General features: G+C 69.9%; 13 protein-coding genes. 9 read left to right on the forward strand and 4 right to left on the reverse strand.

Annotated features, from left to right (window positions below):
* Positions 1-109: 109 nt before the first annotated feature.
* Both PGN14_RS10375 and PGN14_RS10380 read right to left on the reverse strand, forming a co-directional pair.
* A complete protein-coding gene (locus tag PGN14_RS10375) occupies positions 110-559 on the reverse strand; it encodes a CoA-binding protein (RefSeq protein ID WP_335299439.1) in 450 nt (149 codons plus the stop codon).
* A 178-nt stretch (positions 560-737) separates the two neighbouring features.
* Positions 738-1,682 carry an Mrp/NBP35 family ATP-binding protein gene (locus tag PGN14_RS10380; RefSeq protein WP_335299440.1) on the reverse strand — a complete coding sequence of 315 codons (945 nt, stop codon included), beginning with the start codon at positions 1,680-1,682 and terminating at the stop codon, positions 738-740.
* A gap of 73 nt (positions 1,683-1,755) precedes the next feature.
* On the opposite strand from PGN14_RS10380, the gene hflK reads away from it, so the two are divergent.
* The 5 genes from hflK to PGN14_RS10405 all read left to right on the forward strand — a co-directional run bounded on the left by hflK (position 1,756) and on the right by PGN14_RS10405 (position 7,889).
* Positions 1,756-2,895 (forward strand): protease modulator HflK, encoded by a 1,140-nt coding sequence (hflK, locus tag PGN14_RS10385; protein ID WP_335299441.1) that lies wholly within the window; start codon positions 1,756-1,758, stop codon positions 2,893-2,895.
* Positions 2,895-3,770, forward strand: coding sequence for a protease modulator HflC (hflC, locus tag PGN14_RS10390; RefSeq protein WP_335299442.1), 876 nt, complete (start codon positions 2,895-2,897; stop codon positions 3,768-3,770). Before hflK ends, hflC begins: the two co-directional genes overlap by 1 nt.
* A 147-nt stretch (positions 3,771-3,917) precedes the next feature.
* Positions 3,918-5,450: a Do family serine endopeptidase gene (locus PGN14_RS10395; protein ID WP_335299501.1), complete on the forward strand. Its 1,533-nt coding sequence runs from the start codon at positions 3,918-3,920 to the stop codon at positions 5,448-5,450.
* Positions 5,451-5,631: 181 nt separating this feature from the next.
* Positions 5,632-7,296, forward strand: a complete 1,665-nt coding sequence (locus PGN14_RS10400) for a helicase HerA-like domain-containing protein (RefSeq protein ID WP_335299443.1) — start codon at positions 5,632-5,634, stop codon at positions 7,294-7,296.
* 77 nt (positions 7,297-7,373) lie between these two features.
* Positions 7,374-7,889 carry a phosphoribosyltransferase family protein gene (locus PGN14_RS10405; RefSeq protein WP_335299444.1) on the forward strand — a complete coding sequence of 172 codons (516 nt, stop codon included), beginning with the start codon at positions 7,374-7,376 and terminating at the stop codon, positions 7,887-7,889.
* A gap of 40 nt (positions 7,890-7,929) precedes the next feature.
* Here PGN14_RS10405 and PGN14_RS10410 read toward each other — a convergent pair whose 3' ends face one another.
* The gene (locus PGN14_RS10410) at positions 7,930-8,886 is read right to left on the reverse strand and encodes an isopenicillin N synthase family dioxygenase (protein WP_335299445.1); all 957 of its coding nucleotides are present in this window, start codon (positions 8,884-8,886) and stop codon (positions 7,930-7,932) included.
* A 119-nt stretch (positions 8,887-9,005) separates the two neighbouring features.
* Here PGN14_RS10410 and PGN14_RS10415 point away from each other — a divergent pair, with 119 nt between their 5' ends.
* A complete protein-coding gene (locus PGN14_RS10415) occupies positions 9,006-9,347 on the forward strand; it encodes a DNA primase (protein WP_335299446.1) in 342 nt (113 codons plus the stop codon).
* Positions 9,348-9,390: 43 nt separating this feature from the next.
* Positions 9,391-9,891, forward strand: a complete 501-nt coding sequence (locus PGN14_RS10420) for a hypothetical protein (RefSeq protein ID WP_335299447.1) — start codon at positions 9,391-9,393, stop codon at positions 9,889-9,891.
* Positions 9,892-10,090: 199 nt separating this feature from the next.
* On the opposite strand, the gene PGN14_RS10425 is transcribed toward PGN14_RS10420, so the two are convergent.
* Positions 10,091-11,377, reverse strand: a complete 1,287-nt coding sequence (locus PGN14_RS10425; protein ID WP_335299448.1) for a homoserine dehydrogenase — start codon at positions 11,375-11,377, stop codon at positions 10,091-10,093.
* 412 nt (positions 11,378-11,789) lie between these two features.
* Between PGN14_RS10425 and PGN14_RS10430 the strand changes: the two genes are divergently transcribed.
* Both PGN14_RS10430 and PGN14_RS10435 read left to right on the forward strand, forming a co-directional pair.
* On the forward strand, positions 11,790-13,763 hold the full coding sequence (locus PGN14_RS10430; RefSeq protein WP_335299449.1) for an OPT family oligopeptide transporter: 1,974 nt from the start codon (positions 11,790-11,792) through the stop codon (positions 13,761-13,763).
* A gap of 99 nt (positions 13,764-13,862) precedes the next feature.
* A complete protein-coding gene (locus tag PGN14_RS10435; RefSeq protein WP_335299450.1) occupies positions 13,863-14,288 on the forward strand; it encodes a glycine zipper 2TM domain-containing protein in 426 nt (141 codons plus the stop codon).
* The last annotated feature ends 6 nt before the right edge of the window (positions 14,289-14,294 follow it).

Below are 14,294 nucleotides of genomic sequence, written 5' to 3' on the forward strand. Positions count from 1 at the left end.
CCCTTCAGGGGAGGGGTTGGGGTGGGGCAGTCACAAGCCACGGGCGCCGGTCTCGGTGAGACCTCCCCCACCCCCTACCCCTCCCCTGAAGGGGAGGGGCAAAAACAGACTACGCCTCGCCCCCTTCCGCCTCCCCCACCCGCGCCACGCCCAGCCGCGGGATGTCGATCGCCGGGCAGCGATCCATCACCACCTTCAACCCCGCCGCCTCCGCGCGCGCCGCGGCGGCCTGGTCGATCACGCCCAATTGCATCCACACCGCCTTGGCGCCGATCGCGATCGCCGCGTCCACCACCTCGCCCACCTTGTCCGAGCGGCGGAAGATATCGACCATGTCGATCGCATCGCCCAGCTGGTGCAGGTCGCGGAAGACGAACTCGCCATGGACATGCTCGCCGGTGATCTGCGGATTGACCGGGATCACGCGATAGCCATGCGCCTGCAACGTCGCCATCACGCCATAGGACGGCCGCTCGGGCCGGTCGGACGCGCCGACCATGGCGATCGTGCGGGTTTCCTCCAGCAGCGCCTTGATATCGGCATCGGCGGTCAACGGCATCGCGGCTCTCCTTTGAAAGGGTAACGCCGACACTCTCGCTGGGTTGCCGTCGCCCCTGCGCAGGCAGGGGCCTATCACTGTCGAGTAACTGAGACCTGCCGACACACGGGCGACGGCCATGTGTCAACGCCTCGCCAGGACGCCGCAGACATAGGCCCCTGCCTGCGCAGGGGCGACATCAATGCGAACCCAGCCAGTCCACCACCTGCGCCGCGATCGGCGCGAACACGCGGTCGTCCGCCCCCGCGGCCGGCGGCTGCCCCGCATCCGACGCCCGCCGGATCGCGATATCCAGCGGCACCCGCCCCAGGAACGCGATCCCCTCCTCGCGCGCCGCGGCCTCCGCGCCGCCGCGCCCGAACGGGTCGGACACCTCGCCGCAATGCGGGCAGGCATAGCCCGCCATATTCTCGACCAGCCCGATGATCGGCACGCCCGCCTTGCGGAACAGGTCGATCGCGCGTCGCGCGTCGATCAGCGCCAGGTCCTGCGGCGTCGACACGATCACCGCGCCCGCCGGGCGATGCTTCTGCACCATCGTCAGCTGGACGTCCCCGGTGCCGGGCGGCAGATCGACCACCAGCGTATCGGTAACGCCCCAGTCCGCCTCGACCAGCTGCCCCAGCGCGCCCGCGGTCATCGGCCCGCGCCACGCCAGCGCGCGCCCCGGCTCCACCAGCTGCCCCATCGACAACAGCGGCACGCCATAGGGCGTCGCCACCGGCAGCAGCACCTTGTCGCGCGCCTCGGGGCGGGTGCCCTCCACCGCCATCAGCCGCGGCTGCGACGGACCGTAGATATCGGCATCGACCAGCCCGGTACGCCGCCCGGCGCGCGCCAGCGCGATGGCGAGATTGGCCGACAGCGTCGACTTGCCCACCCCGCCCTTCCCGCTGGCCACCGCGACGATGCGCCGCGCCGCGCGCTCCGCGGTGACGACGGTACGCACCTCATAGCCCGGCACCGCCGCCGCCATCCGCACGCTCGCCTCCAGCGCGTCGCGCGCGGGCGCATCCAGCCCGCTGGCGTCGATCACCACGCCGATCCGCCGCCCCTCGACCCGCACCGTCGCGCGCGTTCCCGCGACCGCGGAAACGGCCGCCTTCACTGCTACTTCGTCCATGGCAACGATCCGTTACGCGCGGCGAGGCGGCTTGCCACTGTTTTTCGCCACCGCGACACCTATAAAGACCCTCATGACCATCCTGCGACGCTGGCTCCGGCGCCCGATCATCCTTGCCGCCGACAATTCCAACGGCCCCTGGGGCGGCGGCAACGACGACAATGCCGGCCCGCGCAACCCGTGGTCGGTGCCGCCCGGCGGGCGTCGCCCGACGAACAAGCCGACCGCGCTCGACGATTTCCTGAAGAAGGCGCGCGGCGGTGGCGGCGGCTTCGGCGGGGGAGGCAACGGCGGCGGGCCGCAACTGCCGCTGGGCGCCAACGCACGCGCGCTGTGGATGATCGGCGCGGCGCTGCTGGTCGGGCTGTGGGTGATCTTCACCTCGGTGCATCAGATCGGGCCGCAGCAGCGCGGCGTCGTCACCTATCTCGGCCGCTATTCGGGCGAGCTGGAGCCGGGCATCCGCGTCACGCTGCCCGCCCCCTTCGTCAACGTGGTGAAGGTCGACGTGGAGCAGGTGCGCACCGACGAATTCCCGCAGGACGGGGGCGAGATGGTGCTGACCGGCGACCAGAATATCATCGACCTCGCCTATACGGTGCGCTGGCGCGTGTCGGATGCGCGCAATTACGTGTTCGAGATCAAGGATCCGCAACAGACCGTGCGCGCCACCGCGGAGAGCGCGATGCGCGCGGTGCTGGCGACGACGACCCTGACCGAGGCGATCGGCGCGGGCCGCACCACGATCGAGGCGCGCGTGGCGCAGATGATGCAGCAGATCCTCGACAGCTATCAGGCCGGCGTGCGCGTCCAGGGCGTGTCGATCAAGCAGGCGTCCGCGCCGTCGCAGCTGGCCGACGACTTCAACGCCGTCACCGCCGCGCAGCAGGAGGCGGTCGGCAACCTCAACAACGCGCGCAGCTATTCGCAGCAGGTGATCGCGCGCGCGCAGGGCGAGGCATCGGCGTTCGACCAGGTGTACGAACAATATCGCCTCGCGCCCGAGGTGACGCGTCGCCGCATGTATTACGAGACGATGGAGGCCGTGCTGGCCAGGACCGACAAGACGATCGTGGAAACGCCGGGTGTGACGCCGTACTTGCCGCTGGATCGCGCCCGCCGGCTTCCGGAACCGGGCGCGCAGGAGGCCGCGCCGGCCGCCGCCCAGCCGCAATCCCAGTCTGCACCCCAGCAGCAGGGGGGGCAGCGCTGATGCCCGCCTGGTTGCGCAATCCCGTCGCCGCGGGCCTGCTCGCGCTCGCGCTCGTCATCATCGCCGCCGCGACCTTCGCGATTGTCCCGGAGACGCAGCAGGCGGTCGTGCTGCGGCTCAACAACCCGGTGCGACTGGTCAACCAGTGGCAGCCGGGGCAGGTCATCGGCCGCACCGGCGCGGGCGTGATCGCGCGCATCCCGTTCGTCGACAAGATCGTGTGGGTCGACAAGCGCGTGCTCGACGCCGATCTCGACAATACGCTGGTGCTCTCGACCGACCAGCTGCGGCTCAACGTCGACGCCTTCGCGCGCTTCCGCATCGTCGATCCGCTGAAGGCGGTGACCTCCACCGGCAGCACGTCGAACACCGAGGAGCGCGTCGCGGACCAGCTGCGCCCGCTGCTCGGCACCGCGCTGCGCAACGAACTGGGCAAGGTGCCCTTCTCGATCCTGCTCAGCCCCGAGCGCGGCCGCGTGATGGACGCGATCCAGGACTCGCTGCAGCGCTATGCGCGCCAGTACGGTGCGGAGATCGTCGACGTCCGCATCAAGCATGCCGACCTGCCGGAGGGCAGCCCGCTCGACAGCGCGCTCCAGCGGATGCGCACCGCGCGGCAGCAGGAGGCGAACACGATTCGTGCCCAGGGCCAGAAGCAGGCGCAGATCGTCCGCGCCGAGGCGGATGCGCAGGCCGCGCGCATCTATGCCGATGCCTTCAGCAAGGATGCCGACTTCTACGACTTCTATCGCGCGATGCAGAGCTATCGGCATACCTTCGGCGCCGATGGCGGGCCGCGTCCGGAAGGCTCGACCAACATCATCATGAGCCCCAACAACGCCTATCTGCGCGAATTCAACGGCCGTGGGCGCTGACATCGCCAACATCGGCGGCCTTGGCCCGGCCCGGGACAGAAAGCCGTTGTCCCGCGTTCATATTCAATCGGCGTTCATCGCACGATCGACACTGTGCGACGCGTCGTTCCCCTTACATTGACGGGTGATTGAGAGGACATGAAGAAAGTGCGGTACGCCTACGCCCTCACCGGCGCCATCCTCCTCGGCGGCACCGCGGCGTCGCTGACGCTGCAGAACCCGGCCACCGCGCAGGTCGCTCAGAACGAGCCCGGCGCGATCAACGCCGCCGCGCCACGCGCCGGCGCCCCGATGAGCTTCGCCGACATGGTCGCGAAGCTCCAGCCCGCGGTCGTCAACATCTCCACCACGCAGAAGGTCACCGTCCAGCAGCAGGCGAACCCGTTCGCGGGCACGCCGTTCGGCGAGCTGTTCGGCCAGTTCGGCGGCGGTGGGGGCGGCAGCGGCGGTGCGCCCGTCACGCGCGAGGGCCAGTCGCTGGGTTCCGGCTTCCTGATCTCCGCCGACGGCTATGTCGTCACCAACAACCACGTCATCGCCCCCGCCGCGCGCGGGGCGACCGTCGAATCGATCACCGTCACCTTGCAGGATCGCAAGGAATATAAGGCGAAGCTGATCGGGCGCGATCCCACCTCCGACCTGGCGGTGCTGAAGATCGAATCGGGCACGCCGCTGCCGTTCGTCCGGCTGGGTGATTCGACCAAAGCGCGCGTCGGCGACTGGGTCGTCGCGATCGGCCAGCCGTTCGGGCTGGGCGGCACGGTGACCGCGGGCATCGTCTCGGCGGTGCATCGCGCTACCGGGAACGGTCCGTTCGACAGTTTCATCCAGACCGACGCCGCGATCAACCAGGGCAATTCGGGCGGCCCGATGTTCAACATGAACGGCGACGTGATCGGCATCAACAGCCAGATCTATTCGCAGTCGGGCGGCAACATCGGCATCGGTTTCGCCATCCCTGCCAGCGAGGCGAAGCCGATCCTCGATACGCTGATGAAGGGCCAGAAGGTCCAGCGCGGCTATCTGGGCGTCGGCATCCAGCCGGTGAACGACGACATCGCCGCCGCGCTCGGCCTGCCCAAGAACCAGGGCGAGATCATCGGCCGGGTCGAGCCGGGCGGCCCGGGCGCGCGCGCCGGCCTGCGCGCGGGCGATGTGGTGACGCAGATCAACGGCGAGGCGGTGACGCCGGATCGCACCTTGTCCTACCTCGTCGCCAATGCGGCGCCGGGGTCGACGATCCGCATGAACGTCATCCGCGACGGCAAGCCGACGACGCTCACCGCCACCGTCGCGACCCGCCCGTCGGAGGATCAGCTCGCCTCGCTGACCGGTGCCGGGGACGACGACGATGCGATGCCCGACGATGGCGCGCAGGCGACCGCACCCAGCTCGATCGGCGTGACCGTCCAGCCGCTGACCCCGCAGATCGCACGCCAGGTCGGCGTCGATTCGACGGTGCAGGGCGTGGTGGTCAGCGCAGTCGATCCGTCGAGCGATGCGGGTCAGAAGCTGAAGCGTGGCGACGTGATCTCCTCGATCAACTCGCAGCCGGTCCGCACCGCCGCCGATGTCGCGCGCATCGTCGCCGCGGCCAAGTCGGCGGGCCGCCCGCAGGTGCTGCTCAACATCACCCGCCAGCGCACCAGCGGCGTCTTCATCCCGGTGAAGATCCGCTAGGCGGCTGCCCGCGCCCCCTCCGTCACCCCGGGCTTGTCCCGGGGTCCAGGGTTCCGCGCACCAATGCTGGCGAGGCTTGCGGAACCCTGGATGCCGGGACAAGCCCGGCATGACGACGTGGGTTCGGGATGACGTTGCCGATAAGTCAAGTTAAGCTCCCCCCAATCGTGGAGGAGCGGGCATGAGCGACGACGGCATCTTCATCGGCGCAGGTCCCGGTGGCACGGCACCGCAGCATCTCAACCTGCGCCGCGCCAATCGCCACGGACTGATCGCGGGCGCGACCGGCACCGGCAAGACGGTGACGCTGCAAGGCGTGGTGGAGGGCTTCTCCGCCGCCGGCGTCGCCTGTTTCGTCGCCGATGTGAAGGGCGACCTCTCCGGCCTCGCGCTCGCCGGCTCGCCCGCCGCCAAGACCCATGCCGCCTTCGCCGCGCGCGCCGCGGACATCGGCGACACCGACTGGCATTATGCGGATACGCCGGTACAATTCTGGGACCTGTACGGCGAACAGGGCCATCCCGTCCGCACCACCGTCAGCGAGATGGGGCCGCTGCTGCTCGCCCGGCTGATGGGGCTGAACGAGGTGCAGGAGGGCGTGCTGACCATCGCCTTCCACGTCGCCGATGCCGAAGGGCTGTTGCTGATCGATCTCGACGATCTCCAGGCGATGCTGGCGCATTGCGCGGAGCGGGCCGAGGAGCTGACCACCAGCTACGGCAATGTGTCGAAGCAGTCGATCGGCGCGATCCAGCGCGCCTTGCTCCAGCTGCGCTCGCAGGGTGCGGCCAATTTCTTCGGCGAGCCGGCGCTGGAGCTGGACGATTTCCTCGGCACCGACGACCGCGGCCGTGGCATCGTCAACGTGCTGGCCGCGGACAAATTGATGGCCGCGCCCAAGCTCTACGCCACCTTCCTGCTGTGGCTGCTGTCGGAACTGTTCGAGCATCTGCCCGAGGTCGGCGACCCGGAGAAGCCGACGCTGTGCTTCTTCTTCGACGAAGCGCATCTGCTGTTCGACGATGCGCCGGACGCGCTGATGGAGAAGGTAGAGCAGGTCGTCCGCCTGATCCGCTCCAAGGGGGTGGGCGTCTATTTCATCACGCAGAACCCGATCGACATCCCCGACAAGGTCGCCGGCCAACTGGGCAACCGCATCCAGCACAAGCTGAACGCCTTCACCCCGCGCGACCAGAAAGCGGTGCGCGCCGCGGCGGAAACGTTTCGCGCCAACCCGGCGGTCGACGTCGCCAGCGCGATCACCGAGCTGAAGACGGGCGAGGCGCTGGTGTCGCTGCTTCAGCCCGATGGCGCGCCAGCGCCGGTCGAACGCACGCTGATCGCACCGCCTGCCAGCCGCGTTGGCCCGGTGACGCCCGACGAGCGCCGCGTGCTGATCCAGACCGACCGCATCGGCGCGAAATACGACACCGTCGTCGACCGCGAATCGGCGGAGGAGCTGCTCGCCGCCAAGACGCAGGAGGCCGCCGCCGCGCTCGCCGCCGCCCGCGCGAAGGACGATGCGGAGAAGGCGGCGGCGCTCGCCGCGAAGGAGCAGGCGAAGGCCGCGAAGGATGCCGAGCGCACGCACGTCGCCGCGCAACGCGACGCCGATCGCCAGGCGCGCGAGGACGAGCGCGCACGCCGCGCCGCCGAGCGCGAGGCGGCGAACAACCCGTGGAACAAGGCGCTCACCTCCGCCAGCCGCTCCGCCTCCTCCGCGATCGGGCGCAGCGTCGCGAACGAGGTGACCAAGGCGGTGCTGGGCTCCGGCCGCGGCAGGAGCGGCGGCGGGCTGCTGGGGCAGGTGATGCGCGGGGTGCTGGGCGGGCTGCTGCGGCGATAGCGCGCTACCCTCTCCCCGGCCTTCGCCGAATCTATGCCGAAGATGACGACGGTAGCGCCACTTGCTAGGCCGCCCCGATGCCGATCTTCACCGCCATCCCGCATGCCGACATCGTCGCGCTCATCCGCACGCTTGCCGGCGCGCTCCGGGCCGACGACTGGATGCCGACGCATATCATCGGCATCGGTCGCGGCGGGCTGATCCCGGCGGTGTATCTCAGCCACGCGACGGGGTGGCCGATGCGGTCGGTCGACTATTCGTCGCAATCGGAGGAACTGGCCGCGGACGCCATCGCCAGGCTGGCCGCGCGCACCCGCGCCGGCGAGCGGCTGCTGTTCGTCGACGATATCAACGACAGCGGCCGCACGATCGGCCATCTGCGCGCGATGATGGCGCTTGAAGAGGCGCCGTCAGGGGCGGTGCGCTTCGCCACGCTGATCGACAATGTCCGCTCGCACCAGCGCGTCGACTATGCCGCGCGCACGATCGATCGCGACGTGACCAAGGACTGGTTCGTCTTCCCCTGGGAGGCGATGGCCCCCGACAGCGCGATCGCGGCCGATGCGGCGGAGGTGCCGGACCGGATCACCTGAGGTTCAGCCGGGCATGCCGGTCATGCACGCCATCCGCACGTCAGGGCTTGATCAGCCCGATCTCCACCAGCCGCTCGCGCAGATAACCGTTGGCGGTGATCGGCTGCGGATAGCGGTCGGGGTTCTCCGCGGTGACCGTCTGCGGCAGCGTCTCGATCAGGAAATCGGGTGCGGGGTGGAGGAAGAAGGGCATCGAATAGCGCGAATGCCCGCGCCGCTCAGGCGGCGGGTTGACGACGCGGTGGGTGGTCGACGGCAGGACGTGGTTGGTCAGCCGTTGCAGCATGTCCCCGACATTGACGACCATCGCGCCCTCCGGCGGCTTCACCGCCAGCCATTGCCCGGTCGCGCGGTCGAGCAGTTCCAGCCCAGCCTCCTCCGCCCCCAACAACAGCGTGATGAGGTTGATGTCCTCGTGCGCGCCCGCCCGCACGCCCTCCGCGTCCGCCGGGATCGGCGGATAGTGCAGCAGCCGCAGCACCGAATTGCCGTCCTTCACGGCATGATCGAACCAGTCGGGCGTCAGCCCCAGATGCCGTGCGATCGCGGACAGCAGCCGGTCGCCGGCGCGGTCGAACGCGGCGAACAGTTCGACGAACGTGTCCTTGAAGCCTTCCGGCCGTGCCGGCCAGATGTTGGCCGCCATCTCGTCGGCGAAGCGATGCCCCGCGGGCAGTTCGCGCCCGACGTGCCAGAATTCCTTGAGGTCGACGTGGCGCGCATCCTTCGCGATCTCAGTCTTGAACGGGGTGTAGCCGCGCGCACCGCCGCCCCCGGCGACGTGATAGCCGCGCTTCTCCGCCTCGGGCAGCGCGAACAGCGCCTCCGTCTCGCGCCAGGCGCGCGCGATCAGCGGCTGCGGCACGCCATGATCGGCGACGATCGCGAAGCCGAACCGTTCGAACGAGCCACCCAGCGCAGCGGCGAACGCATCGGGATCGCGATCCTGATCGGTCAGGCTCAGCGTCGGAACCTGGGCGGCGGGGGTGTCGAGCATCGTGCAATCCTGTCGAATGTTCTCCGACAGATAGGCGTTTCGCGTGCGTCATGCTAGCGGGGCGGCGGAACCGCGCGCCGCGGTCTGCCGTTCCCCGCCCACCCAGCAGGAGGTTCATCATGGGCGGTCAGCATATCCATGGCCAGGGTTCCGGCGACGACGGCTATGACGAGGATGGCTATGACGAGAGCCAGCGTGCGGAGATCCTGGAGGCGACGCGCGACGGCCCCAGCGACGGCACGATCATCGTCGATCTCGATCCCGACGTCGGCGAGGACGACGATGCGGAGGACGAGGACGAACTGGACTTGACCGATGGCGAGGTCGGCCAGACCGACGGCAGCGTCGAGCAGGACGATTCCGACGTCGCGGAGGACGAGATGCAGGAGGATTTCGACGACGATGCGGTCGCGGAAGACGGTGATCTGGACGATCGCGACGACGTGGCGCTGAAGCCCTAGCGCCGGCATTGACGCCGCGCTGCCCCACGCGCAGGTTGGCCGCATGATCTGGGCGGCGATCCTGTTGCAGGCGGCCCCGGCCGCGCGGGCGCCGGAGCGGTTCTCGATCCTGGCGCCGGTCGCAGTTCAGCCCTGCACGCGCGGCAAGGCGCCGGACGAGATCGTGGTGTGCGCCGATCCGCTGCCCGAACAGGCGCTTCCCCTGCCCAACGAGGCGGTGTCGCCGCGTCCTGTCCCGGTCAACCGCGCGAGGACCGGCACCGGTGCGCTGGCGGCGGAGGCGTCGCCTTGCGCCTCGCTGACCGGCGGCTGTCAGGTCGGCGTCGACGTGCTGGGCATGGGCACCGCGCTGATTCGCGGCGTGCAGAAGCTGGTGGCGCCCGGCAGCTGCTGCGAGGATCCGGGCGAGGGCACCAGCACGGGGCGGCTGATCGTGGATGCGGGCAAGGGTGCGGGGAAACTGTTCCGCCGCAAGCCCGACAAGAGCAATCGCATCCCGATCCCGCTCGACGACACGCCGCCGACGGGCCGAGTTCTACCCTAGGCCGGATCGACATTCAGCGCTTTCCTCCTCCGCTCCGTCATTCCCGCGAAGGCGGGAATCCATACACGCAGGTGATGCGGCTCAATCCGCCACGGCAGCGTCAATGGATCCCCGCCTTCGCGGGGATGACGAAGAGGGACGTGAACGACTCTCTCGCCACAAAAGCTGAATGTCGATCGACCCCAGCGCCGGAGCAGCGTCACGCCAGGATCGGCATCCACATCGGCTCGCCGATCACGCTCTGCGATCCGCGCAGCCGCTCCAGCGCCGCGGCCACGCAGCGTTCCGGTCCGTCGTGGGTGACGATCACGACCAGCACATGGCCGTCCGCCTGCGCGCCGCGCTGGATCAGGCTCTCGATCGACACCCCCGCATCGCGCATCGCCGCGGCCAGTTCCGCCAGCACACCGACGCGGTCGGGCACCGCGAAGCGCAGATAGGCACGGCCGCGCCGCTCGCCGCCGTCCGCGCGGGTCGCCTGAGTCAGTGCGTCGGCGGGCATCGCATAAGGCGCACCGAATTCGCCGCGCGCGATATCGATCAGGTCGGCGACCACCGCGCTCGCGGTCGGCCCCTCGCCCGCGCCGGCGCCCTGGAACAGCAGCCGGCCGACGAAATCGCCCTCCGCCACCACCGCATTGGTGGCACTGGTGACATGCGCCAGCGGATGCGCGGCGGGGACGAGATGCGCGCGGACGCGTTGCAGCAGCCCGTCCGCGCCCATTTCGCCCACGCCGATCAGGCGGATGCGATAGCCGAGCGCCGCCGCCTCCGCGATATCCGCCGCCAACACGTGCCGGATGCCAGCGATCGCGACCTCGCCGAACGCGGGCGCGGTGCCGAACGCGATGCTGGCGAGGATCGACAATTTGTGCGCCGCATCCACGCCGTCGATGTCGAACGACGGATCCGCCTCCGCGAAGCCCAGCGCCTGCGCCTCCGCCAGCACCTCCGCGAAGTCGCGGCCCTCCGCCTCCATCTTGGACAGGATGAAATTGCACGTTCCGTTCAGGATGCCATAGACGCGCGCGATCACGTTCGCCGCCGCCCCGTCACGCAAGCCCTTGATGACCGGGATGCCGCCCGCGACCGCGGCCTCGAACTTCAGCGCGGCGCCGTTCGTCTCCGCCGCTCGCGCCAGTTCCAGCCCGTGGTGCGCCAGCAGCGCCTTGTTCGCGGTGACCAGCCCCTTGCCCGCGGCCAGCGTGCGCCGCGCCAGCGCCAGCGCCGGCCCGTCGGAGCCGCCGATCAGTTCCACCATCACATCGGCATCGACATCGGCCATTGCCGCAGTGTCGTCGATCCAGTCGAAGCGCGACAGATCGATGCCGCGATCCTTGGCGCGATCGCGTGCGGAAATCGCCACCACCTCGATCGGGCGTCCGGCGCGGCGGGCGATAAGATCACGATTGGCGTCCAGGACGCGGATCACGCCGCCCCCGACCGTCCCCAGTCCCGCCAATGCCACCCGCAACGCGTCCGCCATGCCCGCCTCCAAGCCCAGGGCGTCCGCCTAGGCGGTTCGCGCCGGACTGTCGAGACGGCCCGATGTGAAACGATTGCAGCTTTTGCAATTACGCAGCAAGCAGATTGCACTTGCACAAAAACGTGCTGCGATGCACAAGGACTGTGCCTTTCAGGCATCCTCTCCTAAAAACTTTTCGGCCGGGCCTTGCCCGGCCTTTTTTTTGGCCTCGCGCTAGGCTATTGCCTGTGGGCTCGCACCCGAAAACAGATCAGCGCGCAGGATGGGATGTCGCCGGTAGGACCGGCATTCGCGGCCAGACGGGGTGAGCGGCGCCGGACCCGCTCCCCCCGGTCCAGTCATCACGCTTTACAGTCTCCGCCGGTCGCGCCGGCCGCTTTCCGCCCGGCCGCAACTGTGCCACGCTGCCGGCATGTCCCGTCCCGATGCCACGCCGCCCGTGCCGTCCGCCTCCCCTGCCGAGCTGACACTGCGCGGCATCCTGCTGGGCGGCGCGATCACGTTGCTGTTCACCGCCGCCAACGTCTATCTGGGGCTCAAGATCGGGCTGACCTTCGCCACTTCGATCCCCGCGGCGGTCATTTCCATGGCGGTGCTGCGCGCCTTTCGCGGCTCCTCGATCCTGGAAAACAACATCGTCCAGACGGTCGCGTCCGCGGCGGGCACGCTGGCGGCAATCATCTTCGTCCTGCCGGGCCTCGTCATGGTCGGCTATTGGCAGGGCTTCCCCTTCGTCACCACCGCCGCGATCACCGCGACCGGCGGCGTCTTGGGGGTGATGTTCTCGGTCCCGCTGCGCCGCGCGCTGGTGGTCGACACCGACCTCCCCTATCCCGAAGGCCGCGCCGCTGCCGAGGTGCTGAAGGTGGGCGAGGAAAGCCGCCACGGCGGCGCCGACAGCGCGCGCGGGATGCGCGCGATCGTCACCAGCACGCTCGCCTCGGCCGGCTTCGCGATCCTGACGCAAACCCGGCTGGTCGCGGCGGAAGCCGCCACCTTCTTCCGCATCGGCGGCGGCGCGACCGGGGTGGTCGGTGGCCTGTCGTTCGCGCTGCTGGGTGCGGGGCACCTGATCGGCCTGTCGGCCGGGATGGCGATCCTGGCCGGCGTCGCGGTCGGCTGGTGGATCGTGCTGCCGATTCTGACCGCCGCCTCGCCGCAGGCGGGCGATGTCGCGCAATGGGCCAATATTGTGTTCCGCAACGACGTGCGCTTCTTCGGCGCAGGCGTGATCGGGGTGGCGGCGATCTGGACGCTGCTGCGCATCGCCGGCCCGGTCGCGCGCGGGCTGCGCGCCTCGCTCGCCGGCAGCCGCCGCGCGCACGGCGAGGCGGTGGCGCTGGAGGAGCGCGACCTGCCCTTCCCGATCGTCGCGGGCGGCGCGCTGGCGATGCTGGTGCCGATCGCGATCCTGCTTCACCACGTCGTCGCGGGCGGGCCGCTGGCGGGTGCGGAGCTGCTGCTGATCGCGGCCAGCCTGCTGTTCGTGCTGGTCATCGGCCTCGTGATCGCGGCGGTGTGCGGCTATATGGCCGGGCTGATCGGCGCGTCGAACTCGCCGGTGTCCGGAATCGGCATCCTGTCGGTGATCGCCGCCTCGCTGATGCTGGTCGGCTGGTTCGGGCGCCCCGCGGGCGATCCGGCGCAAACCTCGGCACTGGTCGCCTATGCGCTGATCGTCACCGGCATCGTCTTCGGCATCGCCACCATCTCCAACGACAACCTTCAGGACCTGAAGACCGGGCAGCTGGTCGGCGCGACGCCGTGGAAGCAGCAGGTGGCGCTCGTCATCGGTGTCGGCTTCGGCGCGCTGGTGGTGCCGCCGGTGATGCAATTGCTCTACACCTCCTTCGGCTTCGCCGGCATGCCGGGCGCGGGGCCGAACGCGCTGCCCGCACCGCAGGCGGCGCTGATCTCCGCGCTGGCGCAGGGCGTGCTGGGCGGCAACCTCAACTGGACGATGATCGGCTGGGGTGCCGCGGTCGGCGTGCTGGCGATCGTGGTGGACGAGGCGCTGGGGCGCGCCGGGCGGATGCGGCTGCCCCCGCTGGGCGTGGGGCTGGGCATCTACCTGCCGATGGCGGCGACGCTGACCGTCGTGGCGGGATCGGTCATCGGCCATGTCTATGACCGCTGGGCGGACCGCCGCACCGACGTGGAGGGAGCGAAGCGGCTGGGCGTGCTGACCGCGACGGGCATGATCGTGGGCGAAAGCCTGTGGAACGTCATCTTCGCCGGCATCGTCTATGAGGCGGGGACCGATGCGCCGCTCGCGCTGGTGGCCGGTGACGGCACGCCCGCGCTGCTGCTGGGCGTCGCGGTCTTCGCGGGCATCGCCGCGCTGCTCTATGCGCAGGCACGCCGACTGGCCGGAACGCGCGCCTGAACGGTCGATAACGGGCGCATTCAGAACGCGCTCAGCCGCCAGCTTCTACGTCACTCCCATCGCGATCCTGTTGGCGGATCGCGTCGTGGGAGCGAGAAGATGCTGAAGAAGGTCTCGATCGGTCTGGGTTCGGTCGCTCTGGCGACGGCGGCACTGGCCCCGGTGGCAGCGCAGGCGCAGGATTATTATTACGGCGACCGCCACGATGCGCGCGCCTATGACGACGATGGCTATCGCGACCACGACCGCGCCTATCGCGAGGCGTATCGCGACGGCTGGAACCGCGCCCCCCGCTATGCCGAATACGACCGCCGCGGCGACGACCGCGACGCGCGCTATCGCTATCGCCGCTGCCAGGACGGCACCGTCGGCACTTTGGTCGGCGCGCTCGCGGGCGGTCTGCTGGGGCGGACGATCGACCGCCGCGGCGATCGCACGTTGGGCACGGTGATCGGCGCCGGCGCCGGCGCGCTGGCCGGCAATGCGGTCGCCCGCGCCGACAATCCGCGCGGCTGCAGCCGCTGACACGCG

Origin of the sequence: Sphingomonas adhaesiva, from assembly GCF_036946305.1 — a bacterium.
GTDB classification, from domain to species: Bacteria; Pseudomonadota; Alphaproteobacteria; order Sphingomonadales; family Sphingomonadaceae; genus Sphingomonas; species Sphingomonas adhaesiva_B.